Source organism: Streptomyces sp. NPDC014676, assembly GCF_043084105.1.
Classification (GTDB): Bacteria; Actinomycetota; Actinomycetes; order Streptomycetales; family Streptomycetaceae; genus Streptomyces.
In genome coordinates, this window is sequence record NZ_JBIBZI010000002.1 from 666,306 (window position 1) to 693,219 (window position 26,914).

22 protein-coding genes are annotated in these 26,914 nt (G+C 72.2%); 10 read left to right on the top strand and 12 right to left on the bottom strand.

Translation table 11 applies throughout. The annotated features are described in order from the left end of the window. Nucleotides 1–16 precede the first annotated feature (16 nt). Both ACF1DX_RS07420 and ACF1DX_RS07425 read right to left on the bottom strand, forming a co-directional pair. A complete protein-coding gene (locus ACF1DX_RS07420; protein ID WP_391790256.1) occupies nt 17–2,563 on the bottom strand; it encodes a protein kinase in 2,547 nt (848 codons plus the stop codon). A gap of 153 nt (nt 2,564–2,716) precedes the next feature. After that, complete coding sequence (locus ACF1DX_RS07425; RefSeq protein WP_391790257.1) at nt 2,717–4,762, bottom strand: serine/threonine-protein kinase; 2,046 nt, start codon at nt 4,760–4,762, stop codon at nt 2,717–2,719. Nucleotides 4,763–4,934: 172 nt separating this feature from the next. Between ACF1DX_RS07425 and ACF1DX_RS07430 the strand changes: the two genes are divergently transcribed. Then, nucleotides 4,935–5,978 (top strand): serine hydrolase domain-containing protein, encoded by a 1,044-nt coding sequence (locus ACF1DX_RS07430; protein WP_391790258.1) that lies wholly within the window; start codon nt 4,935–4,937, stop codon nt 5,976–5,978. 128 nt (nt 5,979–6,106) lie between these two features. On the opposite strand, the gene ACF1DX_RS07435 is transcribed toward ACF1DX_RS07430, so the two are convergent. Continuing rightward, nucleotides 6,107–7,813, bottom strand: a complete 1,707-nt coding sequence (locus tag ACF1DX_RS07435) for a glycerol-3-phosphate dehydrogenase/oxidase (RefSeq protein WP_391790259.1) — start codon at nt 7,811–7,813, stop codon at nt 6,107–6,109. A gap of 273 nt (nt 7,814–8,086) precedes the next feature. Between ACF1DX_RS07435 and ACF1DX_RS07440 the strand changes: the two genes are divergently transcribed. Beyond that, nucleotides 8,087–9,295: a nucleotide sugar dehydrogenase gene (locus tag ACF1DX_RS07440; RefSeq protein WP_391790260.1), complete on the top strand. Its 1,209-nt coding sequence runs from the start codon at nt 8,087–8,089 to the stop codon at nt 9,293–9,295. Nucleotides 9,296–9,846: 551 nt separating this feature from the next. Here ACF1DX_RS07440 and ACF1DX_RS07445 read toward each other — a convergent pair. The 4 genes from ACF1DX_RS07445 to ACF1DX_RS07460 form a co-directional block, all read right to left on the bottom strand. Then, the gene (locus tag ACF1DX_RS07445; protein ID WP_030861148.1) at nt 9,847–10,971 is read right to left on the bottom strand and encodes a GuaB3 family IMP dehydrogenase-related protein; all 1,125 of its coding nucleotides are present in this window, start codon (nt 10,969–10,971) and stop codon (nt 9,847–9,849) included. A 105-nt stretch (nt 10,972–11,076) separates the two neighbouring features. After that, the gene (gene guaB / locus ACF1DX_RS07450; protein WP_391790261.1) at nt 11,077–12,579 is read right to left on the bottom strand and encodes an IMP dehydrogenase; all 1,503 of its coding nucleotides are present in this window, start codon (nt 12,577–12,579) and stop codon (nt 11,077–11,079) included. Between the two features lie 171 nt (nt 12,580–12,750). Continuing rightward, nucleotides 12,751–13,338 carry a sigma-70 family RNA polymerase sigma factor gene (locus tag ACF1DX_RS07455; protein WP_030829597.1) on the bottom strand — a complete coding sequence of 196 codons (588 nt, stop codon included), beginning with the start codon at nt 13,336–13,338 and terminating at the stop codon, nt 12,751–12,753. A gap of 791 nt (nt 13,339–14,129) precedes the next feature. Next, nucleotides 14,130–14,741: a response regulator transcription factor gene (locus tag ACF1DX_RS07460; protein ID WP_003948568.1), complete on the bottom strand. Its 612-nt coding sequence runs from the start codon at nt 14,739–14,741 to the stop codon at nt 14,130–14,132. 380 nt (nt 14,742–15,121) lie between these two features. On the opposite strand from ACF1DX_RS07460, the gene ACF1DX_RS07465 reads away from it, so the two are divergent. Beyond that, nucleotides 15,122–15,451 carry a WhiB family transcriptional regulator gene (locus tag ACF1DX_RS07465; protein ID WP_391790262.1) on the top strand — a complete coding sequence of 110 codons (330 nt, stop codon included), beginning with the start codon at nt 15,122–15,124 and terminating at the stop codon, nt 15,449–15,451. An 89-nt stretch (nt 15,452–15,540) separates the two neighbouring features. Here ACF1DX_RS07465 and ACF1DX_RS07470 read toward each other — a convergent pair whose 3' ends face one another. Then, nucleotides 15,541–16,500 carry a LysR family transcriptional regulator gene (locus ACF1DX_RS07470; protein ID WP_391790263.1) on the bottom strand — a complete coding sequence of 320 codons (960 nt, stop codon included), beginning with the start codon at nt 16,498–16,500 and terminating at the stop codon, nt 15,541–15,543. Between the two features lie 80 nt (nt 16,501–16,580). Here ACF1DX_RS07470 and ACF1DX_RS07475 point away from each other — a divergent pair, with 80 nt between their 5' ends. From ACF1DX_RS07475 to ACF1DX_RS07485, 3 genes are all read left to right on the top strand, one after another. Beyond that, nucleotides 16,581–17,261 (top strand): MOSC domain-containing protein, encoded by a 681-nt coding sequence (locus ACF1DX_RS07475; RefSeq protein WP_391790264.1) that lies wholly within the window; start codon nt 16,581–16,583, stop codon nt 17,259–17,261. Between the two features lie 61 nt (nt 17,262–17,322). Then, on the top strand, nt 17,323–18,102 hold the full coding sequence (locus ACF1DX_RS07480) for an SDR family NAD(P)-dependent oxidoreductase (protein WP_383352886.1): 780 nt from the start codon (nt 17,323–17,325) through the stop codon (nt 18,100–18,102). A 102-nt stretch (nt 18,103–18,204) separates the two neighbouring features. Then, nucleotides 18,205–18,912, top strand: coding sequence for an ester cyclase (locus ACF1DX_RS07485; RefSeq protein WP_391790265.1), 708 nt, complete (start codon nt 18,205–18,207; stop codon nt 18,910–18,912). 197 nt (nt 18,913–19,109) lie between these two features. Here ACF1DX_RS07485 and ACF1DX_RS07490 read toward each other — a convergent pair whose 3' ends face one another. The 4 genes from ACF1DX_RS07490 to ACF1DX_RS07505 form a co-directional block, all read right to left on the bottom strand. Then, a complete protein-coding gene (locus ACF1DX_RS07490) occupies nt 19,110–20,195 on the bottom strand; it encodes a hypothetical protein (protein WP_391790266.1) in 1,086 nt (361 codons plus the stop codon). Between the two features lie 472 nt (nt 20,196–20,667). After that, entirely contained in the window at nt 20,668–21,369 is a 702-nt protein-coding gene (locus ACF1DX_RS07495; protein WP_391790267.1) for a hypothetical protein, read from the bottom strand. A gap of 70 nt (nt 21,370–21,439) precedes the next feature. Then, a complete protein-coding gene (locus ACF1DX_RS07500; RefSeq protein WP_391790268.1) occupies nt 21,440–22,234 on the bottom strand; it encodes a hypothetical protein in 795 nt (264 codons plus the stop codon). A 12-nt stretch (nt 22,235–22,246) separates the two neighbouring features. Continuing rightward, on the bottom strand, nt 22,247–22,414 hold the full coding sequence (locus ACF1DX_RS07505; RefSeq protein ID WP_158801224.1) for a hypothetical protein: 168 nt from the start codon (nt 22,412–22,414) through the stop codon (nt 22,247–22,249). A gap of 401 nt (nt 22,415–22,815) precedes the next feature. On the opposite strand from ACF1DX_RS07505, the gene ACF1DX_RS07510 reads away from it, so the two are divergent. From ACF1DX_RS07510 to ACF1DX_RS07525, 4 genes are all read left to right on the top strand, one after another. Then, entirely contained in the window at nt 22,816–22,983 is a 168-nt protein-coding gene (locus ACF1DX_RS07510) for a hypothetical protein (protein WP_391790269.1), read from the top strand. Between the two features lie 192 nt (nt 22,984–23,175). Next, entirely contained in the window at nt 23,176–23,664 is a 489-nt protein-coding gene (locus ACF1DX_RS07515; protein WP_391790270.1) for a DUF3293 domain-containing protein, read from the top strand. Nucleotides 23,665–23,678: 14 nt separating this feature from the next. Beyond that, nucleotides 23,679–23,888 carry a hypothetical protein gene (locus ACF1DX_RS07520; RefSeq protein ID WP_391790271.1) on the top strand — a complete coding sequence of 70 codons (210 nt, stop codon included), beginning with the start codon at nt 23,679–23,681 and terminating at the stop codon, nt 23,886–23,888. A 319-nt stretch (nt 23,889–24,207) separates the two neighbouring features. Beyond that, nucleotides 24,208–26,910, top strand: a complete 2,703-nt coding sequence (locus ACF1DX_RS07525) for a tetratricopeptide repeat protein (protein ID WP_391790272.1) — start codon at nt 24,208–24,210, stop codon at nt 26,908–26,910. Nucleotides 26,911–26,914: the final 4 nt, after the last annotated feature.

Sequence of the window (26,914 nt, forward strand, 5' to 3'; positions counted from 1 at the left end):
GCGTGGAGTCGGTGGGTCAGCCGGTGAAGCGGTAGGTCGCCGCCGCCTGCTCGTAGAGCCGGGTCACCTCGTCCCGTTCGGCCTCCGGTCCGCGTACCTGCACCACGTGGTAGCGGCCGTCGATCAGCGCCGCGAGGTTGCGGACGTACAGCTCGCCGCCGTCGCCGGTCCAGGTGAACTGACCCTCGGCCATGGTCCGCCCGCCCACCTCGATGGTCTTCAGACCGGTGGAGGTGGCCCAGCTGGAGTCGCGGTAGGGCTGCAGCTCGCGCTCGTCGTCCCGCTGGTAGGCCATGGGGTCGCCGCCGTACTTCTGCGCGCTGTCCCGGCCCGGTACGACGATGAGCTCGAAGTCCCCCTCGGAGTAGACGACCTGGCCGCTGCCGTTCTTCGGGGTGCGCTGCCAGCCCTCGGCTACGGCGACCCGGAAACCCTCCGGGTCCTCGGCCAGGGTGAAGCCGTCGGCGGCCTCGGGGCCGGTGGTCTGCGTCTCGGGGGAGGCGGCCGACTCCTCGGGGCTGCTCTCCGGACCGTCCTCGGGCTTCGGCGGGTTCCGCTCGGCGTCCGGTGAGCTCGGCGCGGGACTCACCTCACCGGCGGCTCCGGTACGGTCGGCCGAACCCGAGCCGTCCTCACCGGACTTCGGCAGGAACAGCATGGCGTACGCGATCGCCGCCGCCATGGCGAGCAGCACCAGCAGGAGCAGGGTGCGGCCGAGCCGGCGCGGGGAGCCGGCGTCCTGCTTGGCCCGCTTGTGCCGCCCGTGGTGCGCGGGGAGCCCGGCGCGGCGCCTGCGGACCAGCTCGCCCCGGCGCCGTATGACGGGCAGCTTGCTCGCGTCGGCGGGCGGTGCCGCTATGACGTGCACACCCGCCTCGGGTTCGGGCGCGGAGCGCACCAGCGAACGCAGCCAGCCGCGCAGCTCCTCGAAGTCGATGCGCTCGGTGGGGTCCTGGCGCAGCAGCGACTCCACGACCGGCCGCAGCGGCCCGCACTCCTCGGCGAACGCGGGCGGCTCGGCGCACACCATCTGCACCAGCTCGGCCGTCGACTCCTCCGGGTAGGGCGCGTGCCCTTGCACGGCCCGGAACAGCAGGGAGCCCAGCGCCCAGAGGTCGGTGGCGGGGCCGATCGGGGCGGCGAGCTGCCAGTTCTCGTGCACGGGTCCGGCCTGCTCCGGCGCCCACCGCTCGGTCACGGGCCCGACGACGGCCATGCGCGCCTGCCGCGCCCGCTCGGCGGCCAGCGCGGTGGTCGGGCCGCGGCGTGCGGGGGCGTGGGCCACCAGGTCGTCCCAGCGTGCGGGCGGGGCGGGGGCGGCCGCCGGTTCGAGGGCCGCGGGAGCCGGGGAGGCTTCGGGTGTTCCCGGGGCGGTGCGTCCGCCGCCTCCGCCGCCCGTACGGGGCGCGGCCCCGTACCGGCCGGTGGCGCCCACACCGTAGGGGTCGGCTATCTGCCCCGGCGGGATCGCGGCGGCCGTCGTGCCCGCGTCCTCGGCTCCCGGCCGGGAGCCGTACGGCGGCTGCGCGGAGCCGCCGCCGTGCTGCGGGGCGGAGTCCTCGGGGGCGGGCCGGGCGCCGGGCAGGGAGGCACGGCCGCTCTGCTGGGCCTCCTGCACCCGGGCGGCGGCACGGGCGCCCGCCCGGTACGCGGCGATCGCCCCCGCGCGGGCCGCCCGCACGTCGCTCGCGCTGTCGAGGGCCTTGGGGGCCGCCACGGGCGAGAGACCGCCCGCCGTTTCCGCCCCACCACCGGACATCCGGCCGGCCCGTGCCTCGATGGCGGCCCGGCGCGCGGCATCGGGATCGGGGCCGGGTTCGGGCTCGCGGGTGAACCCGGGCGGCCAGGACGGGCCGTGCCCGGCGTCCGGCGTGCCCGCGGGTGCCACCGGCCTCAGAGCTTCAGGGGCCCCCGCTGTCCGCCCCGGCTCCTCGTCCGGGGCGGGCACCGGGTCGTACCCGCACAGTGCCTCCTCCGCCGCACCGACCGCGAGACCGGTGAGCATCACCCGGCCGTCGTCGCAGACGAGCACCGTGCGCGCGGTGATGTTGCGGTGCACCCAGCCGTGGGAGTGCAGTACCCGCAGTGCGGTCAGGACGTCGGAGGCGACCTCGGCCGCCCGGTACGGGGACAGCGGCTTCTCGGCGAGCAGGGCGGCGAGCGGACGCGCGGAGACGAGTTCACTGACGATCCACAGCGAACCGCCCTCCGCGAACACGTCGAAGACCTGGTCCAGGCGCGGGTGGTCGGGGATGGCGGCCGCCGCCTGCGCGGCCTCGATGGCGCGTCGCACGACCGGGTCGGCGGGCCGCCGCGTGCCCCCGCGCGCGGACCCGGGTCCGCCGCGCCGGGCGCCCCTGTCCCGGGCGGTGAAACCGTCGGGCAGCCCCTCCGCGTCCAGCACCTCGGCCTCGACGACCTCCGGCAACGGGATCTGCCTGACCAGGACTTCCTGCCCGCTGTAGGTGTCGAAGGCGCGGGTCTCGGTCAGTTCGTACTCGTCGGAGGGCGGCAGCGGCAGGCGGTAGCGGTCGGCGAGAACCCGTCCCGCGTAGTCGTCCACGTTGCCTCCCCCGGCACTACGGTCGGTCGGTTCCGTTCGCCCGGCGGGCCGTTCCGGCTGCGTACGGTCCGCAGGCATTCACGATACGTGCCGGAGGCAACCCGCAGAGAGGGGATGCCACATCTGCCTCCCCATTCCGCGGGCCGCTCATGCTCAGGACTTCGGCCGGAACGTTTCCGTCAGCGTCCGCCAGGTGTCCTTGCGCCGGTCGCTGCCCCAGTCGGCGGCCTTGGCCGTGTACATCAGCCCGTACCCGAGCCGGTCGCCGACGACGGTCCCCCGGTCGATGGACCGGTACTTGGTCCCGCTCTCCACATAGGTGAACTCCCAGTCGGCCGTGTTCCAGCCGCGGTAGTCCACCGCCTCGATACGGATCCGCTGGTACTGGGAACGCACCATGCCACGTTCCTGGTTCTTCCAGTCGGCGACCGGGTCGTCCTTCGGCGTGGTCGTCCAGCCGATGAGCAGCTTCTGCCCGTCCGGCCCGGTGAAGCGGTCCCCGGCGGCCCCCGTCGACTGGAACTTCCATCCCTCGGGCAGCCCGATCGAGTATCCCTGGTTCCCGTTGTACGTCTCCGCCGCCGACGTACCGCCGTCGTCCTCGTCCTCTTCCCCGGCCTCGTCCGCGTCCTCGTCCCCGGCCGGTCCGCCGGCGCCTGCGCCTGCTGTGGCGGTCGCCGAACCCGCTCCCGTGCCCGTCGGCCCGGTCGCCGTGCCGTCGGTGCGGGTGCCGTCGCCTTCGTCGCCCTTGGTGTCGGCGCTCGGGGTCCCGCTGGCGACGGTCCCGCCGCCGCTGCCCTCGGCTCCCTTGCCGCCCTCGTCGTCGCCGAGCGTGAGGGCCAGCACGGTGCCGAGCACGGCGAGCACCACGACCACCGCGATGATGACCAGCGTCCGGCGCGGCACCACATCGGTGAGCGGCGCCCGCGGCACGGCCCTGGCCGGCAGGTCCGGCGGCGTCATCACCGGCCAGCCCGAACTGCGGCCACCGGCGGCCGGCTTCTGCCGTGCGGTCCCCCGCGCATCCGGGCCGGGCGCCTGGGCCGGCCTCGCGGCCGGGGCGGAGGGCGACGCCGCGCCGGGCCTCGTCCCGGAGGCACCCGCCGACGTGCTCCTGGTTCCCGCGGCCGAAGCGGCTCCGGCACCGCCGGACTTGGCGCGGGTCGCCACGGCGGCACCGGCCGAACCGGCCGCCACCGCCGCCTTCCGCACGGAACGCAGCGCGCCCCGCAGCTTCTCCCCGGCCTCCTCGCCGCGCCTGCCCCCGGTGCCCGCCCGCTCGTCCGGCTGCTCGGGCAGCGGCACGACCTTCGTCGCGTCCGCCGGTTCCCCGGGCTCCTTGGGCTCGGGCGCGGCGAGGATCGCGTTCAGCATGGCCCGGGCGCCGCTGTCGTCGAGCCGCTGGGCGGGGTCCTTGTTGAGCAGCCCGTAGATGACGTCCCTGAGCGGTCCCGCGTTCTTCGGCTCGTCGAGCGGCTCGGTCATCACCGCCGTGAGCGTCGCGATCGCGGACCCCTTGTCGTACGGCGGAGTGCCCTCCACCGCCGCGTACAGCAGCCCGCCGAGCGACCACAGGTCGGCGGCCGGCCCCGGCTTGTGCCCGCGGGCCCGCTCCGGGGAGATGTAGGAGGGGGCGCCGACCAGCATGCCGGTCGAGGTGATGGACGGGTCGCCCTCGACCTGGGCGATGCCGAAGTCCGTGAGCACGACCCGGCCGTCCTCGGCGATCAGCACGTTCGACGGCTTCACGTCACGGTGCAGGATGCCCTCGCGGTGCGCGGAGCGCAGGACGTCCAGGATGGCGAGGCCGACCTCCGCCGCGCGCCGCGGTTCCAGCAGGCCGTCCTCCCGGATGGCCTCGGCGAGCGACTTGCCCTCGACGAGTTCCATCACGATCCAGGGCCGGTCGTCCTCCTCGACCACGTCGAAGACCGTCACGGCGCTGTTGTTGCGGATCCGCGCGATCGCCTTGGCCTCGCGCAGGGTCCGGGTGATCAGCCGCCGCTTCTCGTCCTCGTCGATGTTCGACGGGAAACGGAGCTCCTTGACGGCGACGGTCCGTCCCAGGGTCTCGTCCTGGGCCCGCCACACCGTGCCCATGCCGCCGCGGCCGAGCACGTCTCCCAGCCGGTACCGCCCGGCGAGGAGACGTGCGCTCTTGTCCTGACGGGATGTCCCCGCCCGCTCCGCCTCCGACATGCGTCCCCTCATGCAACCCGCCCTGACAGAGCCTTCATTGTCCCTCACCCGACAAGTGGTCGACGCCCAGGGTGCCTCTGGCCGCGCGCCGGGCCCGGCGCGTCCGGCACCCGGGGGGGCGGACACGCCCCCTCGCCCTGCATGATGGGCCTCCGACATGGGAGGATCCGGGATGCCGCCGCTACGGACACTACTGGCCGTTCCTGTGTCCCTGGCCCTGCTCTCCCTGGCCCCGGCCGCTTCCTCGGGCCCGGCCGTCCCACCCACGGACGCGTTCCTCCCGCTGCTGGTCACACGGGGCGGCGCCCCCGCCGCGGCCCTGCTCGCCCTGGAGGAGACCGGCGCCCGCTACGCCGACGCCGGCCCGGACATCGAGCGCGCCGACCACTTCCGCGCCGGCAGCATCACCAAGACGTTCGTCGCCACGGTCGTCCTGCAACTGGCCGACGAAGACCGCCTGTCGCTGTCCGACACCGTGGAGGAGCATCTGCCCGGCCTGGTGCGGGGAGCGGGCAACGACGGCCGCGCGCTGACCCTGCGTTCACTGCTCACCCACACCAGCGGCCTGTACGACTTCTCCGCGGACACGCGAGGCACCGTTCCGGTCACCCCTCTTCAGGCCGTACGCATCGCACTCACCCACCCCCCGGCCGACCCCGGCCGCTTCTTCTACTCGAACACCAACTACGTCCTGCTCGGCCTGGTCGTCGAACAGGTCACCGGCCGCTCGTACGCCGCCGAGGCCGAGCGCCGCATCATCGCTCCGCTGCGCCTGACGGGCACCTCCTTCCCGGGTTCCCTGACCTCTCTGCCCTCGCCGCACGGCCGCTCCTACGCGGCCGACGGAACCGACGTCACCCGGCTCGATCCGCGGGTGGCCGGCGCCGCGGGCGAGTTGGTGACCACGCTCGCCGACCTGGACCGCTTCTACGCGGCCCTGCTCGGCGGTGAACTGCTGCCCCCGCGCCGGCTGCGCGAGATGCTCGACACCCGCGCCGCACACGGCTCGTACGGCATGGGCCTGTTTCCTGTGACGCTTCCGTGCGGCACCACGGTGTGGGGGCACAACGGGCGCATCTCCGGCAGCTACGTGCGCACCGCGGCCACGGTCGACGGCCGGCGTGTCCTCACCTTCCGCGTGAACACGGAGTCGATGACGGATCCCGGCCTCGAACCCGCGGTGCTCGCGGCCGAGTTCTGCCCTCGCACCTCCTAGAACGACCGGGTTCCGAACGGATATCCCAGATCGCGCCACCCGTTCGAGTGATTCGGACCGGTGGCCAGCGACTCGCGGCCTGCGGCTTACGGCCCGCGCCTCGCGGGCCCACGCCCCGCAGCCTGCGGCTACAACGGCACGATGTCCGGAGCCCCCAGCCGTGCCGCGTCCGCCGTCAGGTCGTCGGGCTGCCGCTGCGACTCCCGCTCGGCCTCCACCCGCTTCTCGTAGTGCCGCACCTCGCGCTCGATCTGGTCCTTGTCCCAGCCCAGCACCGGCGCCATCAGCTCGGCCGCCTCGCGGGCGCTGCGCGTCCCCCGGTCGAACGTCTCGATCGAGATGCGGGTGCGCCGGGTCAGCACGTCGTCCAGGTGCCGCGCGCCCTCGTGCGAGGCGGCATAGGTGATCTCGGCACGCAGATAGTCGTCGGCCGCCCGGAGCGGCTCGCCCAGCGAGGGGTCCGAGGCGATGAGGTCCAGGACCTCCTCCGCCAGCGCGCCGTACCGGTGCAGCAGGTGCTCTACCCGTACCGTGTGCAGGCCGGTGCGCGCGGCCGTGCGCGCCCGCGCGTTCCACAGCGCGTGGTAGCCCTCGGCGCCGACCAGCGGCGTGTCCTCGGTGACACAGTCGGCGACGCGCACGTCGAGTCCGTGCACCGCCGCGTCCACCGCGTCCTCGGCCATGACCCGGTACGTCGTGTACTTGCCGCCCGCCACCACGACGAGCCCGGGCACCGGATGCGCCACGGTGTGTTCGCGGGACAGCTTGCTCGTGGCGTCCGACTCACCGGCGAGCAGCGGCCGCAGACCGGCGTACACGCCCTCCACGTCGTCCCGCGTCAGCGGAACCGCGAGCACCGAGTTCACGTGCTCCAGCAGGTAGTCGATGTCCGCGCTGGACGCGGCCGGGTGCGCCTTGTCGAGGTCCCAGTCGGTGTCCGTGGTGCCCACGATCCAGTGCCGTCCCCAGGGTATGACGAACAGCACGGACTTCTCGGTGCGCAGGATGAGCCCGGTCGTGGAGTGGATGCGGTCCTTGGGGACGACCAGGTGGATGCCCTTCGAGGCCCGTACGTGGAACTGTCCGCGTTCGCCGACCATCGCCTGGGTGTCGTCGGTCCACACCCCGGTGGCGTTGACGATCTGCTTGGCACGGATCTCGTACTCGCCGCCGCCCTCGACGTCCTGCACCCGGGCGCCCACGACGCGTTCCCCCTCGCGCAGGAACCCCGTGACCCGTGCGCGGTTGGCGGTCCTCGCGCCGTACGCCGCCGCCGTGCGCACCAGCGTCGCCACGAACCGGGCGTCGTCCATCTGGGCGTCGTAGTACTGCAGGGCTCCGACCAGCGCGTCCTTCTTCAGACAGGGTGCCACCCGCAGTGCGTGACGACGGGTCAGGTGGCGGTGCACGGGCAGGCCGCGTCCGTGTCCCCGGGCCATCGCCATGGTGTCGTACAGCGCGACGCCCGACCCGGCGTACCACCGCTCCCAGCCCTTGTGCCGCAGCGGGTACAGGAACGGCACCGGGCGCACCAGATGCGGAGCGAGCCGCTCCAGCAGCAGGCCGCGCTCCTTCAACGCCTCCCGTACGAGCGTGAAGTCGAGCATCTCCAGATAGCGCAGGCCACCGTGGATCAGCTTGCTGGACCGGCTGGAGGTGCCCGACGCCCAGTCACGCGCCTCGACCAGGCCCGTGGACAGGCCGCGCGTCGCGGCGTCGAGCGCCGTACCCGCGCCGACCACGCCACCGCCCACCACCAGCACGTCCAGCTCGTGCTCGGCCATGGACGCGAGTGATTCGGCGCGCTGTGCCGGCCCCAGTGTCGCTGTCCTCACCGCTGCCTCCCGCTCATCGGTCGCATCGGCCGCACCCGTCGGGCGAAGCCCGGTCCCCACCCTCATGCCCGAATTCTGACCGGCTTGCCCGACTTCAGCCACCACGGACCCTCAGCCTGTGGACAACCCGTGCGGGACGACTCACCGAAACTCAGCCGACCAATCCCGCATATCGGTCATATTTACTCCTAGTCTGACATTGCGCTCGCCTGCCCAGTCCACAGGGCTTGCGCACCTGTCGCACTCCGGTTATTGGGAAGGACGGTCCACGCCATGCCCGCAGACCTCGCCGTCATCGGACTCGGCCCGTACGGCCTGCCCCTGGCCCAGGCCGCCGTCGCCGCCGGCATCTCCACCATCGGTTACCGGACCGGCCCCGAGCCGGGCTCCCTCAGCGCCGCCGAACAGCGCCGCATGCTCGCGCAGGGCTTCCGTACGACCGCCAACGCCACCGAGCTCGGCCGGGTACGCACCGCCGTCATCTGCGCCCCCACTCCGCGCGGTGCGGACGGCGGGCTGGACCTGGGCCAGGTGGAGACCGCCGCCCGCACCCTCGCCGCGCGGCTGCGCCCGCACACCACGGTGATCCTCGAGTCCCCGGTACCCCCCGGGACGACGGAGGGGCCCCTGCTGCGCCTGCTCGAATCGGGTTCGGGCCTGCGCGCGGGACACGACTTTCACCTCGCCTACTCCCCCAGCCGGGTGGACCCCGGCAACCGCGACCACACCCCCGCCAACACCCCGAAGGTCATCGGCGGCCTCACCCCCGCCTGCACCGAGTCGGCCGCCGCCTTCTACGGACGCATCACCGACAAGGTCGTACGCGCGCGCGGCCTGCGCGAGGCGGAGACCGTGCAGCTCCTGGAGACCAACTTCCGGCATGTCAACATCGCCCTCGTCAACGAGATGGCCGCCCTCTGCCACGACCTCGGCATCGACCTGTGGGACGTCCTCAGATGCGCGGAGACCAAGCCCTTCGGCTTCCAGGCGTTCCGCCCCGGCCCCGGCGTCGGCGGCCACGCCGTCCCCCAGGACCTGACCACCCACGCGGGCCGCACCCTGCGCATGGCGGAACTGGCCCAGGAGGTCAACAACCGCATGCCGCACTACGTCGTGCAGCGCGCCGCCGCCCTCCTCAACGAGCACGGCAAGTCCGCGCGCGGCGCGCGGGTGCTCCTGCTCGGCGTCACCTACAAGCCCGACCTCGCCGACCGGCAGGGCTCCCCGGCCCAGGAGATCGCGGTCCGGCTGATGGAGCTGGGCGCCTCCGTCAGCTACCACGACCCGCACGTACCGTCCTGGAACGTCCTCGACCACCCCGTCCCCCGCGCGGACTCCCTCTACGAGGCCGCCGCCGACGCCGACCTGACGATCCTCCTCCAGCACCACCGCACGTACGACCTCCAGGGCCTGTCGGTGAAGGCCCAGCTGATGCTGGACACGCGGGGGGCTACGCCTACGGGGGCGGCGCATCGGTTGTGAGGAGGGGGCGCGCGGGCGCCGTCCATGCCACAGGGGTTGGTGGTGGGCGGGGCATTGCGCGGGTACGGTAGAAAACAGGCGGAGCCCACCGCAGCGGGTACTGCGGCAGGCCCCTGAAAAGTGAACGGAGTGTCCACCCCTAGCTCTCCTGGGGGTGGCCGCTCACTTCCCGTAGATCCACAAGATGCACCTCCTCCGGAACTTCACCATCCGCAGACGGATCCGGTCCCAGGCGGTGGGCTTGCGGTGACGGCCCATGGCGCGCCCCCTTCCACGATGCCGCCATTAGCCCGGTAGGCGGTCCGTCTGGAATTCGGGCCGGGCCCCGAGGGCCGGGGTCCGGAGACGATCTCCTTGGAAGGGGGCGCCCCAGAGAACTGGGTCGCCGGGCACAGGCACTACCGACCGTATTCACCCCGTCGGCACGGATTCGTCCCGGAGGCAACCACGCGCCCCCTGAACACCACGCGCGCCCCCCGGACACGCGAAAGAGGCCGGTCACCTCACCAGGTGACCGGCCTCCTCAGTGCCGTATCGAAGCCCGCCCGGCCCTACCGCCGGTGCTGCGAGTCCGCCACCGTCACCTCGACGCGCTGGAACTCCTTCAGCTCGCTGTAGCCGGTCGTGGCCATCGCGCGGCGCAGGGCGCCGAAGAGGTTCATCGAGCCGTCGGGGGTGTGGGACGGGCCGGTGAGGATCTCCTCCAGCGTGCCCACCGTGCCGAGGTCGACCTTCTGGCCGCGCGGCAGCTCCTCGTTGACGGCCTCCATGCCCCAGTGGTGGCCCTTGCCCGGACCGTCCGTCGCGCGGGCCAGCGGGGAGCCCATCATCACGGAGTCGGCGCCGCAGGCGATCGCCTTGGGCAGGTCACCGGACCAGCCCACACCGCCGTCCGCGATCACGTGCACGTACCGGCCGCCGGACTCGTCCATGTAGTCGCGGCGGGCGGCGGCCACGTCGGCGACCGCGGTGGCCATGGGCACCTGGATGCCCAGCACGTTGCGCGTGGTGTGCGCGGCGCCGCCGCCGAAGCCGACGAGGACGCCCGCCGCGCCGGTGCGCATCAGGTGCAGGGCAGCGGTGTAGGTGGCGCAGCCGCCGACGATCACCGGGACGTCGAGCTCGTAGATGAACTGCTTCAGGTTGAGCGGCTCGTGCGCCCCGGAGACGTGCTCCGCCGACACCGTCGTACCGCGGATGACGAAGATGTCCACACCCGCGTCGACGACGGCCTTGGAGAACTGGGCGGTGCGCTGCGGGGAGAGCGCGGCGGCGGTGACCACCCCCGAGTCACGCACCTCCTTGATGCGCTGCCCGATCAGCTCCTCCTTGATGGGAGCGGCGTAGATCTCCTGGAGGCGGCGGGTGGCCGCCTCGGCGGGCAGGCCGACGATCTCGTCCAGCAGCGGCTGCGGGTCCTCGTAGCGCGTCCACAGGCCCTCGAGGTTCAGCACGCCGAGGCCGCCGAGCTCGCCGATGCGGATCGCCGTGGCCGGTGAGACGACCGAGTCCATGGGAGCGGCCAGGAACGGCAGCTCGAAGCGGTAGGCGTCGATCTGCCAGGCGATCGAGACCTCCTTCGGGTCCCGCGTACGGCGGCTGGGGACGACGGCGATGTCGTCGAAGGCGTACGCCCGGCGGCCGCGCTTGCCGCGCCCGATCTCGATCTCAGTCACGTCTGTGGCCTTTCCCTGATGCGTTGCAGCGCCTTCCAGTATCCCCGACGGACACGCCGAGGGCGGTCCCGGAGGTGTCCGGGACCGCCCTGGAAGGCCTTCTGACTACTTGCGGCTGTAGTTCGGTGCCTCGACCGTCATCTGGATGTCGTGCGGGTGGCTCTCCTTGAGGCCGGCCGACGTGATGCGGACGAAGCGGCCCTTGGACTCCATCTCCTCGATGGTCGCGGCGCCCACGTAGCCCATCGTCTGGCGCAGACCGCCGACGAGCTGGTGCAGCACGTTGGCCAGCGGGCCGCGGTAGGGCACCTGGCCCTCGATGCCCTCGGGCACGAGCTTGTCGTCGGAGGCGACCTCGGCCTGGAAGTAGCGGTCCTTCGAGTACGACCGGCCCTGTCCCCGGGACTGCATGGCGCCCAGCGAGCCCATGCCGCGGTACGACTTGAACTGCTTGCCGTTGATGAACTGCAGCTCGCCGGGGGACTCCTCGCAGCCCGCGAGGAGGCTGCCCAGCATCACGGTGTCGGCGCCGGCGGCGAGCGCCTTGCCGATGTCGCCGGAGTACTGCAGGCCGCCGTCGCCGATCAGCGGGACGCCCGCCGCGCGGGCCGCGAGGGACGCCTCGTAGATGGCCGTGACCTGCGGAACACCGATGCCGGCGACGACCCGGGTGGTGCAGATCGAACCGGGTCCGACGCCCACCTTGATGCCGTCGACGCCGGCGTCGATCAGCGCCTGGGCGCCGTCGCGCGTGGCCACGTTGCCGCCGATCACGTCGACGCCGACGCTCGACTTGATCTTCGCCATCCAGCTGAGCGCGTTGCTGTTGTGCCCGTGCGAGGTGTCGACGACCAGGAAGTCCACACCGGCCTCGGCGAGCGCCTGGGCCCGCTCCAGCGCCTCGGGGCTGGCGCCCACGGCGGCGCCCACGATCAGGCGGCCCTCCGCGTCCTTGGCGGCGTGGGGGTACTGCTCGGCCTTCACGAAGTCCTTGACCGTGATGAGGCCCTTGAGGATGCCCGCGTCGTCGACCAGGGGAAGCTTCTCGATCTTGTGGCGGCGCAGCAGCTCCATCGCCTCGACGCCGGAGATGCCGACGTGCCCGGTGACCAGCGGCATCGGGGTCATGACCTCGCGCACCTGGCGGGAGCGGTCGGTCTCGAAGGCCATGTCACGGTTGGTGACGATGCCGAGGAGCTTCTTGTTGCCGTCGGTGACCGGGACACCGCTGATGCGGAACTTCGCGCACAGGGCGTCGGCCTCGCCGAGCGTGGCTTCCGGGTGGATGGTGATGGGGTCGGTCACCATGCCGGACTCGGAGCGCTTCACCAGGTCGACCTGGTTGGCCTGGTCCTCGATGGAGAGGTTGCGGTGGAGCACGCCGACGCCGCCCTGACGGGCCATGGCGATCGCCATGCGGGACTCGGTGACCTTGTCCATCGCGGCCGAGAGCAGGGGGATGTTCACCCGGACGTTGCGGGAGACGCGGGACGAGGTGTCGACCGCGTTGGGGAGCACTTCGGATGCGCCCGGCAGCAGCAGCACGTCGTCGTAGGTGAGCCCGAGTGTCGCGAATTTGGCGGGCACTCCGTCGACGTTGGCAGTCATGACACCTTCCCCAAATGGCCTTGATCGGTGCGGATGTCCATGCTAACGGGAAGCGTGGGTGTCTCATTCCACGGTTTCGCACGGCTCCAGGCTTCGTATGTTCGTACGGGAACGGCTGATCTTCCGTTCATATTCCGTTCGTATGCCGAAGGGGCGGCGCGGTGGCGGGGGTTACTGCTCCGCCAGGGCGCGCAGCCGGCTCAGCGCGCGGTGCTGGGCCACCCGGACGGCGCCGGGTGACATTCCCAACATCTGTCCAGTCTCCTCCGCCGTGAGGCCCACGGCGATCCGCAGCAGAAGCAGCTCGCGCTGGTTCTCGGGCAGGTTGGCCAGCAGTTTCTTGGCCCATTCCGCGTCGCTGCTGAGCAGGGCGCGCTCCTCGGGGCCGAGGGAGTCGTCGGGGCGTTCGGGCATCTCGTCGGAGGGCACGGCCGTCGAGCCGGGGTGCCGCATCGCCGCGCGCTGCAGGTCGGCGACCTTGTGGGAGGCGATGGCGAAGATGAACGCCTCGAAGGGCCGGCCGGTGTCCTTGTAGCGGGGCAGCGCGAGGAGCACCGCTACGCAGACCTCCTGGGCGAGGTCCTCGACGAAGTGCCGGGCGTCGCCGGGCAGCCGCGACAGCCGGGTGCGGCAGTAGCGCAGTGCCAGGGGGTGGACATGGGCGAGCAGATCGTGCGTGGCCTGCTCGTCTCCGTCGACCGCGCGGTGGACGAGCGCGCCGATCGCCCCTTGGGCAGTGCCCGCCTCGTCGTCGCGCATCGGTCCATGGTGCCTTGCGGACGTCTGGTCCGCGGCACCGTGTCCCTGGTTGTGCACCGAAGCGTTATGAGCAGGTGCGCCGGAACTCATCCCTTGCGCCCTCCCCTTCCGCTCGACCGACTCGTCCCCGAGGAACTCCACACCTCAAGGATGCGGCATCCGCGGCGAAACGAGCAGTGGGCACCTGGCGGCTGCCGCCGAGGCGCTGGTGGACGGGGTTTCCGCACCCGAGCACGGTGGACAATGAGGCTTCCGCGCCCCGCACGACGGGCACACCCGCACCCCGAGCGCGGCCGACGACGAGAGCTTGCGCACCCCGGACCCGACAGACGGCAGGGGCTCCGCGCCCCGCACGACGGACGACAGGCATGCCCGCATCTGCGCGCGGCCAACGACAATGGCTCGCGCCTCCCAGGCCCGACGGGTCCGGCCGGTTCTGTCGGCTTGGCGTGCTCCAGGCGGGCGCGACCTGCTCCGGGATCCGCCCGCTTCCTGGTGCGCTGTGCGGCTCGGTCCGGGTCCGTGGGCCCTGTCGCACCGCGCGGGACCACGGGCTTCGCCCCACCGGCGGCACACCACCGCGGCCATGGGCTTTCCGTGCGCCGACAGCGCACCGCGCGAGGCCACGGACCCCGCGCCGGCCACGCCCCGGCTGCCCCGCCGGTCCACGTCGCCGGGCACGTGACCCGGAATCCCCGCCGGGGCGCACACGTCCCGGCTCCCGCCGCCGTCCCGCGGCGCGGGGCCCGGGTCCTGCTCGCCACCCGGCGTGATCCCGACGCGAGTCGGCCCTAGCGCACCAGGCCCCACCGGAAGCCGAGCGCCACCGCGTGGGCCCGGTCCGACGCGCCGAGCTTCTTGAAGAGCCGCCGCGCGTGCGTCTTGACGGTGTCCTCGGAGAGGAACAGTTCGCGGCCGATCTCGGCGTTGGAGCGGCCGTGGCTCATGCCTTCGAGGACTTGGATCTCCCGCGCGGTGAGCGTGGGCGCCGCACCCATCTCGGCGGAGCGCAGCCGGCGCGGGGCGAGCCGCCAGGTCGGGTCGGCGAGCGCCTGCGTGACCGTGGCACGCAGCTCCGCGCGGGAGGCGTCCTTGTGCAGATAGCCACGCGCGCCGGCCGCCACCGCGAGCGCCACACCGTCGAGGTCCTCGGCGACCGTGAGCATGATGATGCGCGCTCCGGGGTCGGCGGACAGCAGCCGCCGGACCGTCTCGACGCCGCCCAGACCGGGCATGCGTACGTCCATCAGAATCAGGTCCGAGCGGTCGGCACCCCAGCGGCGGAGGACTTCCTCGCCGTTGGCAGCCGTCGTCACGCGCTCGACGCCGGGCACGGTCGCGACCGCGCGGCGGAGCGCCTCTCGGGCAAGCGGGGAGTCGTCGCAGACGAGGACGGAAGTCATGGCCGCCCTCCGCAGCTGATGCGCGTCACCTTGAGCCTCCAGGCTGGTACGAAATCGTCACCTGTGCGGTCGACCGTCTCGGACACCCGCCCGAGCGCTTGTTCCTTCAACCGCCTCGCACTCTCAACGACGGTCACTCGAAAGAGTTACGGGGCCGTCTGCCACCTTCGGCACTCTACGTGAGGAGACGGACACGATGGAGATACGCGCGACGGACCTCCGAACTTTCACCACAAGCCGTGCCCCATTCAGCCCCTTTTCTTCCCCTTCGTTGGTGTCTGGAGCTAGATTCGCAATGAGTCATATTTTCATCTCCTTGGATCGTAGTTGTACGGTCGTGGACACCGGATCCGCCCAGAACGGCTACAAGGGGTCACGCAATGGCAGATTTCTCCCGCCTTCCCGGACCGAACGCGGACCTGTGGGACTGGCAGCTCCTGGCCGCCTGCCGCGGGGTGGACAGCTCGCTCTTCTTCCACCCGGAGGGCGAGCGTGGTGCGGCTCGAAGCGCTCGCGAGAACTCGGCCAAAGAGGTCTGCATGAGGTGCCCGGTGCGCGCCGAGTGCGCCGCGCACGCGCTGGCGGTACGCGAACCGTACGGCGTGTGGGGCGGACTGACCGAGGACGAGCGCGAAGAGCTGATGGGGCGGGCGCGCAACCGGCTGGTGTCGGCATCGACCACCGGCGGACACACCGCTTCGAACAACTGAAGGAACGTTTCTTCAAAGGAACGTTTCCTCAAGAGCACGGGGCACGCACGCGTGCCCTTGTTTCGTCACTGGGAGTGATCAACCGCCCCTCACGCGCGGCGGCCGCGTACCCCGGACTCCCGCACCCCGGACCCCCGCACCCCGGCCCCCTCTGACCGGGCGGCTGCCCCCGCCAGCTTCTCCAGCGTCGCGGTGACCGCCGGCACCTGGGCGAGGTCCGGGAGGGTGAGCGCGACGATCTCCCGGCGCACGGCGGGCTCCAGCACCACGGTGCGCACCCCCCTGGGCCGTACCGACTCGATGGCGAGCTGGGGCAGTACCGCCACCCCGAGTCCGGCGCCGACCAGTCCGGCGACGGCCGGGTAGTCGTCGGTCGCGAAGTCGATGCGCGGGGTGAAGCCGGCCGTCTCGCACACCTCGACCAATTGGCCCCGGCAGCGCGGGCAGCCGGCGATCCAGGGCTCGTCGGCGAGTTCGCCTATGGCGACGGACTCCGCGCGGGCGAGCCGGTGCCGTTCGGGCACGAGCCCCACCAGCCGGTCCGACAGCAGCGGCCGTACGACGAGGTCGTCCCACTCCTCGGCGCCCGCCGCCCCCTCGTACCGGAAGGCGAGGGCCACGTCGCAGTCGCCCTCGCGCAGCATCTCCACGGAGCGGGGCGGTTCGGCCTCCTCCAGGGAGACCCGGGTGCCGGGGTGGGCGGCGCGCAGGGCGGCGAGGGCCGTGGGGACGAGCGTGGAACTGCCGCTGGGGAAGGAGACGAGCCGGACGCGGCCCGCGCGGAGCCCGGCGATGGCGGCGACCTCCTCCTCGGCGGCGGTCAGTCCGGCGATGATCCCGGCCGCGTGCCGCACCAGCGCCTCTCCGGCCTGCGTCAGGCGCATCTCACGGCCGCTGCGTATGAGCAGGGGCGTGCCGACGGACCCCTCCAGGGCCTTCATCTGCTGACTGACGGCGGGCTGGGTGCAGCCCAGCTCGCGGGCCGCCGCGGAGAAGGAACCTGAGGTGGCCACGGCGCGCAGCACGCGGAGATGACGGGCTTCGATCACCCCTCAAGGATAAGCCGAACTTTGACACGGCGCCGGATAATGCGTCGACGCTTTGATGCTCATCGCTTACCGTGCGACGCATGAAGCTTCTGTCTGTGAACCTGGGGCGACCCAAGGCCGTGCCCTACACGGACCACCGCGAGGGTGTGACCGGTATCGACAAGCAGCCCGTGGACGGACCGGTGCGGGTGGCCGCGCCGGGGCCGAAGGGGATCGGCGCGAGCGGCCTGGCCGGGGACGCCGTGTGCGAGACCCGGCATCACGGCGGGGACGACCAGGCGGTGTACGCCGTGGCCCGCGAGGACCTCGACGAGTGGGAGCGCGTGCTGGGGCGCCCGCTGACGAACGGCATGTTCGGCGAGAACCTCACCACCGAGGGGATCGACGTGTCCGGCGCCCTGATCGGCGAGCGCTGGGCCGTCGGTCCCGAGGTGGTGCTGGAGGTCACCTCCGGGCGCATCCCCTGCCGCACCTTCCAGGGCCATCTGGGTGAGAAGGGCTGGGTGAAGCGGTTCACGCAGCGGGGTGCGCCGGGGGCGTACTTCCGGGTGATCCGGCCCGGTGGGATACGCGCGGGTGACGCCGTACGGATCGTGCACCGGCCGGAGCACGAGGTGACGGTCGCGTTGCAGTTCCGCGCGATGACGACCGAGCGGACGCTGCTGCCCCGGCTGCTGGCTGCGGGCGAAGCGCTGCATCCGGAGGCTCTGGCGGCGGCGCGGACCTACGCGGAGAAGTACGGGGCGGAGCGGACGGCCTGACGGCGTGTCCATGGGATGACACGAAGCGGACGCCTTCCCTCCGGGTAACTACTCTTGCGCCATGACAACGGCTCTGATTACGGGATCGACGGCTGGGATCGGTGCCGCGTTCGCGCGGCGACTGGCGGCCGACGGACATGACCTGGTGCTGGTCGCCCGCGACACCGTCCGGCTGCGCGAACAGGCGACCGAGCTGCACGACCGCCACGGCATCGAGGCGGAGGTGCTGACCGCCGACCTGGCCGAGGACAAGGGCATCGAGGCGGTGGCCGACCGTCTCGGCGACCGCAAGAACCCCGTCGACCTGCTGGTCAACAACGCCGGCTTCGGCCACCGGGGCCGTTACCTCGAGGTCCCCATGGCCGACGAGCTGAGGATGCTCAAGGTGCACTGCGAGGCGGTGCTCCGGCTGACGTCGGCGGCGGTGGAGGCGATGCGTGAGCGCGGACGCGGAGGCGTCGTGAACGTCGCCTCGACCGCCGCGTTCGTGCCGCGCGGGACCTACGGGGCGTCCAAGGCGTGGGTCGTGCAGTTCACCCAGGGCGCGGCACAGGATCTCGCGGGCCAGGGCGTACGGCTGATGGCGCTGTGCCCCGGTTTCGTGCGCACCGAGTTCCACGCGCGGGCCGGGATGGGCACGGACAACATCCCGAACTGGATGTGGCTGGACGCGGACAAGGTCGCCGCGGCGGCGCTCGCGGACCTGGCCCGGGGCAAGTCGCTGTCGATCCCGGATCCGCGCTACAAGGCGCTGATGGGCGCGGCGAAGCTGGTCCCGCGCGGGCTGCTGGGCGGGATCTCGTCGCGGACGGGACGGAAGTACGGGCCCCGGCGGGGGTAGCCCGGTGGCCGCTCCGCCGCAGCGGGACGGGGCCCGCTCCCCGGGAGAAAATGGGTGCTGACGGAACCGACCCGGACGCAGGGGGGACCGGAGGCGAGAGCCATGACCTTCCTACAGCTCATCGACTGCAGGACCAGCCGGTTCGAGGAGATGGACCGGCTCCTGGACCAGTGGGCCGAGCAGACCAGGGGGAAGCGGACGGCGACGCACGCGGTGGTCGGCAAGGACCGCGCGGACACGTCGCACGTCGTCGAGATCGTGGAGTTCCCGTCGTACGAGGAGGCGATGCGGAACTCCAGGCTGCCGGAGACCGACCGGATCTTCCGGGAGATGGTGGCCCTGTGTGACGGTATGCCGACCTTCACGGACCTGGACGTGGTGCGCGACGCGCGGCTGAACGCGGACTCCGCGCGGCGTTTCTTCGAGATCCTGGCCACCGGGGAGGACCTCTCCCCGATGACGGGCCTGGTCGAGGAGCACTACCACGACCACGATCCGGCCAACGAGCAGGACGTCATCGGCCTCGACCACTTCCGGCGCGAGATGGACGTGTGGCGCGGCGGCTTCGACTTCGCGTTCCGGATCGAGGACCAGCTCGCCGAGGGGGACCGGGTGTGCACCCGGTGGAGCTGGGAGGGCACCCACAAGGGCGACTTCCTCGGCATCCCGGCGACGGGGAGGAAGGCCGCCATGACGGGCACGACCGTCTTCCGCTTCGGCGACAACGGGAAGATCGTCGAGGGCTGGTGGCAGTACGACCGGCTGGGGCTGATGGCACGGCTGGGGGCGCTGGAGCCGACGGACCTCTGAGCCGGCGCCGACGGACGACCGCCTCGGCCCCGCGTCCCTTGCCGCCCCCTCGTGTTGCCTGGGGCGGACGGGGCCGGACCGAAGCGGTACGCCCACGTGCGGCCGCGGGGCGATGTGTTGAGAACTACCGGAGACCTGGCGTCGGCCGACGGCCCGGGGCCCGCGCCCCGCCTCCCGTCGGCACATCCGTCCACCGGTCACCTCGTCCCGGGTGCCGTCGCCCGCGCCCAGCGGTGGAGCGTCCCGCTCCTGTCGTCGTACGTGAGCCAGGTCCCGTCGCCGAGCGGGCGCACGTAGCCGTCGACGGGACCCGTCGGGTACGTGACCACCCCGCGTATGCGCAATGTGTGCGCGTCGAGCAGCCAGTGGCGGGCCCGCTCGGGGTCCTCGTCGGCGTCGACGGTCGAGGCGATGACCGTGTCGGCGTCGACGAAGCCGCAGGAGTAGTCCCAGTAGGGCTCGTCCTCGTCGTCGTCATCGGCCGCCCCCGGCTCCTGCTCGGCGATCACCGTGCCGTCCAGGGCGTGCAGGCGCAGGTCCGCCCCGTAGTGCTCGACCGTCAGGAAGCCTGGATGTCCCGCGTGGACGTCCGCCAGGATGCGGTCCAGGCCTTCGTTCACGTCCCAGCCGGTCAGCTTCTCGCCGTCCCGGCGCGCCCAGTGCAGCAGGATGCCGTCCTGGCCCATGCCGATGCTCAGCCCCATGTGCACACCGTCGGGGTGGGAGAGGTGGTGCGAACCGGCCGCCGCGCTGTCGGCCAGCGGCAGCCACCCCAACTCCCGTCCGTCACGGGCGTCCAGGACCACCCAGCGCTCCTGCCAGTCACCCGGCTCCGGCTCCGCCACCACATGCGCCCATACGAGCCTGCCGTCGTCCGAGACCCGGCAGGAGCCGTGCTCCGAACCACGGCACACCTCCTGCTCGTCGCCCGTGTGCGGGTGATCGAGCTCGGGACCCCAGCAGTGGTGCCGGTACTCCCACAGCGTCTTTCCGTCCGTCCCCATGGCCCGTACGGCGCGCTGCCCCGAGAAGACCGCGAAGGTGCCGTCCGGGCTCACCGAGTGGACGCCGTGGTCCCACCGGGGCCAGGGCAGGGGGAAGACGGCCGCCGGCGCGCGCTCCCCCGCGAACAGCTCCCGGAGGTCGTAGACCTCCAGCTCGTGCCCGTTCCGGAGCAAGGCGCGGCAGGGACCGTCCCCACGGCTTTCCAGCGCGAAGCCGTTGACCAGTGCGCGCCCACCCGGCAGCCTCACCGAGTCGCGCAATTGTGCGGTGATCGACATGGCCCGAAGGTAACGAGCCCCACTGACAGCGCGGACCGCCCTTCGCGCCACCGGCGACGCCGTCCCGGCCGGCCCACGCCGCCCGTCCGGCACTTGCAGGTGTTGCCGCCCGCTCCCTCGACGGACCTGCAGGTGCGGCCGGTGCCGGCCTCCCATTGGAAGGCCGGCGCCAGGCACGGCGGGCCGATGCGCAGGTGCTCGGGCACGGATGTTCCCAGCCCGTTCGAAGGTCAGGTGGGGCACGGGCGGAAAGCCCGTCCCCGCCGCTCGGGCGACAGGGACACTGCTCGGATCCGTTCCATCACGGCAAGCACTTCACGGGTGTCCGGGGTTGTCCCGGACACCCGTGAAGGGTCACGACCGAGCCCTGCCGCGCCCGGAGGCCCGGCAACCCGTGTGGACGGTGGCCACGGCACCGCGGACGCGTAGGGCGGGGACGGCCGTTCCGTGACGGTGGCTCGCCGCACCTCGTCTACTTGACGAATCTGCCGTCGCCGATCACGACGTGCGGCCTGCTGTTCACCGCGTCCGACGCCCATTCCAGGATGGAGACGCTGATCGTGACGGCGCCCGCCCCGGCCACGTCCTCGGACACGTCGTACACGTCTCCGGTCCGGAGCGTGAGGCTGGTGAGGGTCGTTCCGTCACGGCTCTCGATGCCGACGTGCGCCACGTAGTCCGGCAGCGTCTCCCCGTCGAGACCGACAGTCGCCCTGAAACCCGTGAGGCCGGCGGGGACGTTGAAGGAGAGCGGCTTGACCGTCTTGCTGAAGTACCCCGGCGCGAAGACGATGCTCCTGCTGAGAGGAGTGTCACCGAGTTGGGAGGCCTCCTCTCTCACGTTGTTCCCGTATCCCCCGATGGGGCCGATCTCGGTGAGGTGCCGCACTCGGACGTCGGAACGGGATTCGGCCGCCACCCCGTCGGAGTCGTCGTTTCCGGGGTCGGCCGCCGAAGCCTCGCCGTCGCCGTCCGGGGCGTCATCGCCGAACCGCCCCTCGGACGACGGGGAGCCGGCTGAGGGGGTGCCGTCCGAGGGCCCTGGCGTCCCGGGCTCCTCCGTGTCCTCGTCGCACACCGCGCCGTCCACACAGACCTTGCCGTCCCGCCCGGCATGCGCGTCGATGTTGTTGGTGTCACCGCAGCCGGCGGCCACGCACACCAGAAGGCACATGAGAGCGGAACCACGGGCCGCTCTTCTCCAGGTTCGCATTTTCTCCGCCTCGGTCACTCGACTCCGCCCGTCACCTGCGCACGACCGGAGACCCGACCGCCCCGTGAGTGCCACCGAGCGCCCCCTCGAAGGAAATGCGCAGCAGTCCGACCTTCGAGACGTCCAGTCCCCTGACCGGATAGCTCCTGCCGTATTCGAGTGTTTCCGAGTAGAGCACCTTTCCCGTCCCCTGGTCGATCACGTTCACCGCCAACGTCTCCGTCCTGTCGTTTCCAGGGGATTCGGCGGAGATACCGAACGTCGCGTCGAACCTGGAATACTTGCCGGCCAGTTTCGCCTGGAACCAGCCGCTGATGTTCTCGCCGCATCCGATCGTGCACTCGATAATGAATCCCGTGGAGAAGGATTCATCCCCCACGACCACGTCCGCGGCGTTCCAGTCGGTGCAGGTCCCCATCCAGCATCCGTCGGTGGTGTCCCTCAGCCCGTCCGGGAGGTTCCCACCCGACAGGTTCACCCGGACCGGGACGGTTTCCCCCGCCACGGAGCCGCCGCCTCCCCCCTGTTCGGTCGCCTCGCCCGACTCCACGGTGTCCTCCCCGCCGGGCTCCCCGCCCTCCGCGCCCCCTCCCTCCTCCTCCGGCTCCGAGGAGGAGGGATCCGGCCCGCCCCCGCCCGGAACGCCGGGGTCAGGCGGGTCCGGCTCCTCCGAGGGCTCGCCGTCGAGGCACGTGGAGTCCTCCACACAAACCTTGGCGTCACCCTCAGCCTGCTGGTTGACGGTGGTGTCCCCGCACGAGACGAGGGCGAGGAGGGAAAGCGCCAGGAAGGCCGGTCCACGGACCGCTCTGCGCCATGCCCGCACGGTGTTCCGTCCTCAGCACTTCGAGTCGACGCAGACGACGCCGTCCCGCCCGGTCTTCTGGTCCACGCTGGTGGTGTCCGACTTCATCAGGCCGGTGATGACCGCGGCGACGATCACCGCCACCGCTCCGACGACCCCGACGATGATCTTGACCTTGTGGTCGGTGGTCCATCCCGCCATATCCCCAGCCTTCCTCACTGAAAGTGAGGTCGATGGTGGCACACGGGTGACGGTGAAAACGGTGAAATGCGACGGGCGTGCGGCGCTGTGGCCCGCCCGTTACAGAAGCGTTCCTCGCGCGGCTTTCCCGGTGCGCGCCCGCACAAAAATCCGACGACCGGATTCGTACCTTCATTCGCGTCTGAATTTTTTATTCGACGCCTCTCGGCCACCGGTGTCGTCGCTGCCCCGGCCGTCGCCGCACCCCTCCTGGACAAGGATGCGGGAGCGCGTCCCGAAGTCGTGTTCCGTCAGCCATGACCGCGCGACGTCGACGACCGCCGTGGCCGGTCGTTTCCGAGGCGTGCGACGACCTCGGTGATCGGCGCAGCGAGGCGTTGACGCCCGGACGGCTGGGAGACGTGTCCTCGGCACGCGGCGAGCCGGACGCCGCGCGTGATTTCTGGGCACGGGCCGCGGCTCTGCACGAGGAGCTCGGCGACGAGCCGGCCGACGTTCCGCGGAGGCGGGCGGAGGACGTCGTGCTCTCGGGGGACGGGCAGGAGGACGGCGGTGGCCGAGTCGGATGAGCAGGAAGGACCCGCCGGCCGGCGTCACACCGCCCTGCTGGGACATCTACGTGCGCGACCTGGGCGTTCCCCCTCTTGCCAGGGGACCGGGATCATGAAATCTTGCGGCCGATGCCTCCATGATCCCCTGGGGGCGGGCACCGATCTCCCTGCACGAGGTGTAAGGGGGTCTTCGTTCCACAGGAGGCCCTCGTGCACGCCATCGACGTACCCGGCACGCCCCGTGACTGGGATCTCTACCGGACGGCGGTCGTCGGCATCCGGTTCGGGGAGCGGACCGTGCGAGTCGCACCACGGCCTCGGGGCACGGCCGAGGGTTTCTTCCCGGTACCGGACGGCAGCGGTGCCACCGTCCATGTGATCACCGCATGGAACCCCCGTGGCCGTACCGCGTCGGACGACGCCAACGCCCGTGACCAGAGCCTGCTGCTCGACGAGGTCCGTCGCCGTGGTCTCGTCCGGTGGCCCGCGGTGGGTGGTGACGCGCGCGGCACGCACCGGGAGGAGAGCGTCGCCGTCGTCGGACTGAGCGATGCGGCGGCGCGTGCTCTGGGGCGCCGCTTCGGCCAGGACGCGGTGTTCGCCTGGTCCCCCGACGCCTGGCGGGTCCTGGCGTGCGGAAGCGGTGCCGTGGCGGTGAGCGGATGGGTGGCGTCCGTGCGGGCGTCGGCGGAGTCGTAGACAGGAGCAGAACGATGGGCATGTATCCCATGCGGACCCCGGACCACTGTCCGAGCTGCGGCCGACGTCTCGCCGACCCGCCGGCCGAGCGGGTCGCGGTCGACGGGTTCCCGGCCGAGGTGACGTACGCGACGGACCCCGTGTGCGGTGCGCGCTGGCACGTGTGGGACAGGACGTCCCCGCTGCGCCGCCTGGCCCGCCCCCATGTGGACGGCACGGGGTGACGTCACCATGCCGCCGGGGGGGGGTGACCCCGGCCGCGGTGCTTCTTCCCGGCTGTCCTCCCCAAGTTCCCCGACTGCCCTCCCCCAAGCGGCTTCCCACGTGCTGCCGCGGTCTTCAGCGGGCACGACGTGAGCCCGCTGAGCTGCGGGACCCGTGAAAACCTGCCCCAGCGGAACCGGATCCGATGCACGAGGACGCGGCTGATCCGCCACCGGGCGGGATCGGGCCCTGCGGCCCACGCCTTTGCCCATCGCTGTGCGCGGGCTCGTGATCGTGGCATCATCGGCTCGCGCCACGTTGGCTTTTCGGGGGAATTCCATGGCGGATCAGATCAGTTCACGTCGCTCGTCGTACTGGGCCACCGGCGCCCTCTGCGGCACCGTGGCCGCGCTGAGCGCGACCGGTGACATCATCTTCGACCTCTTCGACGGGTCGACCGCTGTCGCCGTGGGAGGCGGGACGGCGGTGCTGATCGGCGGCCTCGCCTGGTACCACTCGGCGCGCACCCTGCCCGGGGCGGTCGCACAGCCGGTCGCACGCGGTGTGGTGCGGCACGACCTGCCGTCCACCGCGCCCTGGGTGGGCCGCCGGACGCTGCTCGACGGCCTGCTCACCACGCTCCGGGACGTCCCGGCGCCGACGGGCGGGACCCTGTCCGTCGGCCTCTCGCACAGCCAGTCGAAGATCGTCGCCGTCCACGGGGCGCCCGGCACGGGAAAGACGACGCTCGCCCTCAACGCGGCTCACCGGGTGAAGGACGACTACCCCGACGGCCAGTTGCACCTCGCACTGCGGGGTGACGGCGACGAGCCCATGACGAGTGCGGACGCACTGAAGGAGCTCCTGCTGAGGCTCGGTGTCGCTCGTGAGGACATTCCCGTCCGCGTCGCGGACCGGGCCGCGCGCCTGCGGACGCTGACCAACGACCTCCGACTGCTGATCGTGCTCGACAACGCGCACAACGCCGAACAGGTGCGCCACCTGCTGCCGGTGGGGGCGGGGTGCGCGGTGCTGATCACGAGCCGCAGGGTGCTGTCCCTCGGGGACGTGGCCCGTCCCCCCGTGCACGTGTCCCTCCCGAACGAGGACGACGCGTTGAGTGTCCTCGCGCACTGGGCCGGCGAGGAGCGCATCACCGCCGATCTCGCCACCGCCCTCCGGATCACGCGGTTCTGCGGCAGGCTCCCCCTGGCCCTGCACATCGTCGGCTCGAAACTCAGGAACCGGCCGGACCTGAGTCTGGCCCGGATGCAGGAACGCCTGGAGAACGAGCGGGAGCGGCTGCGGGAACTCTCCCGTGGCGACAGCGGCCTGGAGGCCTGTCTGGGTTTCAGCCACCGGGAGCTGGCGGAGCCCACGCGGGTGGCCTTCGATCTGGTCGCCTCGTTACCGCCGGGGCGGCTCACCGACTGGCACTTCGCGTCCGTCCTGGGGACCCGGGGAGCGGCGGTCGCGGCCTGCGACGAGCTGGTCGAGGTCAGTCTGATGGAGGCACAGGGCGACGGGGAGGCGGACCCCGGCTACTCCGTCCACGACCTGATCCGGGTCTACGCGGCCGAGCAGCACGACCGGCTGCCGCCGGACGACCAGCGGCGACTGGAGGCCCGCCTGGTGCGGGCGTTCCGGGATGCCGTCGTCCACCTCGCCGCACAGCGCGCTCCGGAGCTCGCGACGGAGGTGTCCGCGGAGCGGGTCGCCGGCCTGGGCCGGTTGTCGGCCGCCGCCTGGGTCTCAGGCGAGCAGAAGCGGCTGGAGTGGGCCATCGGCCGGGGCCGAAGTCTCGGAATGGACACGGAGGCGGCCGAGATCGGCGAGGCGCTGTCGTACTTCCTCAACGACATCACCCTGCCGTCCGGTGCCGCGGACTGGCTGTTCAGCGCACCGTCCGGGACCAGGCCGCGGGTGCGGCGCAGCCTGCGGCGGGCCCGCGCGACGGCGGCGCTGGCCGAGGGCTCGCCGGACACGGCACTGGCGCTGCTGGGGAACGGCGGCACGGAGGCCGGGGAGACGCCGGACGAGGCGGGCCGGGCCAGGGACGAGATGGTCGTCGCCGCCGCACACGCGGCGAAGCACGACTTCCGGGACGCCCTTCGGCACATGGCCGGGGCGGTGGACCGGTTACGGACGACCGGTGACTCCTGGCATGTCCTGAACTCCCTCGAGAAGCTGGGCGAGTTCCAGAGGTGGCGGGGAAAGCCGGAACTCGCGGAGCGGAGCCAGCGGGAGGCGCTGCGGCTGGCCGAGCAGGCCGGAGACCTCCGGGCGCGCGCCCGGCTGCGGCGGACCCTCGCGGAGACCCTCGGCTACCTGCGCCGGCCGGAGGAGGCGGCGCCGCTGCTGGAATCGGCGATCCACGACTTCCGGGTGCTGAACGACCGCAGGTGGGAGGGGGCCGGTCTCTACGCCCTCGGCAAGATCTACCGTCTCCTCGGCCGCCGTACCGAAGCGCTCGACTGCTACCGGCGGGCGGAGGAGATCTTCGGGCCGATGGGCGAACGGCACTGGGTGGGGCGGGTCACCAACGCCAGGATCCGCGTCCTGGCGGGCCTGGGTGACCTGGACGCGGCCGGTGAGACGGCCGGGACGGCTCTCGGGATCTTCCGGCAGGTCGGCGACGAGATGTGGGTCGCCCACACCCAGCGGGATGTCGGCTGGCTGCACCTGAAGGGGGGCAGGCCCGCGGAGGCCCTCGGACCGCTCACCCATGCCGTCGAGGTGACCGAACGCGCCGGTGACGCCTACGCCAACGCCATGGCCCGTCATCTGCGCGGGATCGCCCACCGCGACCTCGGCCACCACGCGGAGGCACACGCCGACTTCGACGCCGCCCTCGACGTCTACCGGTCGGGGGACTACGCGTGGAACGAGGCGGCCGTGATCCACGACGTCGTCCGCGCCCTGCGGGCGGAGGGCCGGTCCGACGAGGCCGACGCACTGGAGACCGGCACCGCCGCGGCCAACCCGTTCTTCACCGGGATGCACGGGCGGAACGGCGCCGAGGCCGTACCGGACGAGGACTGACGGC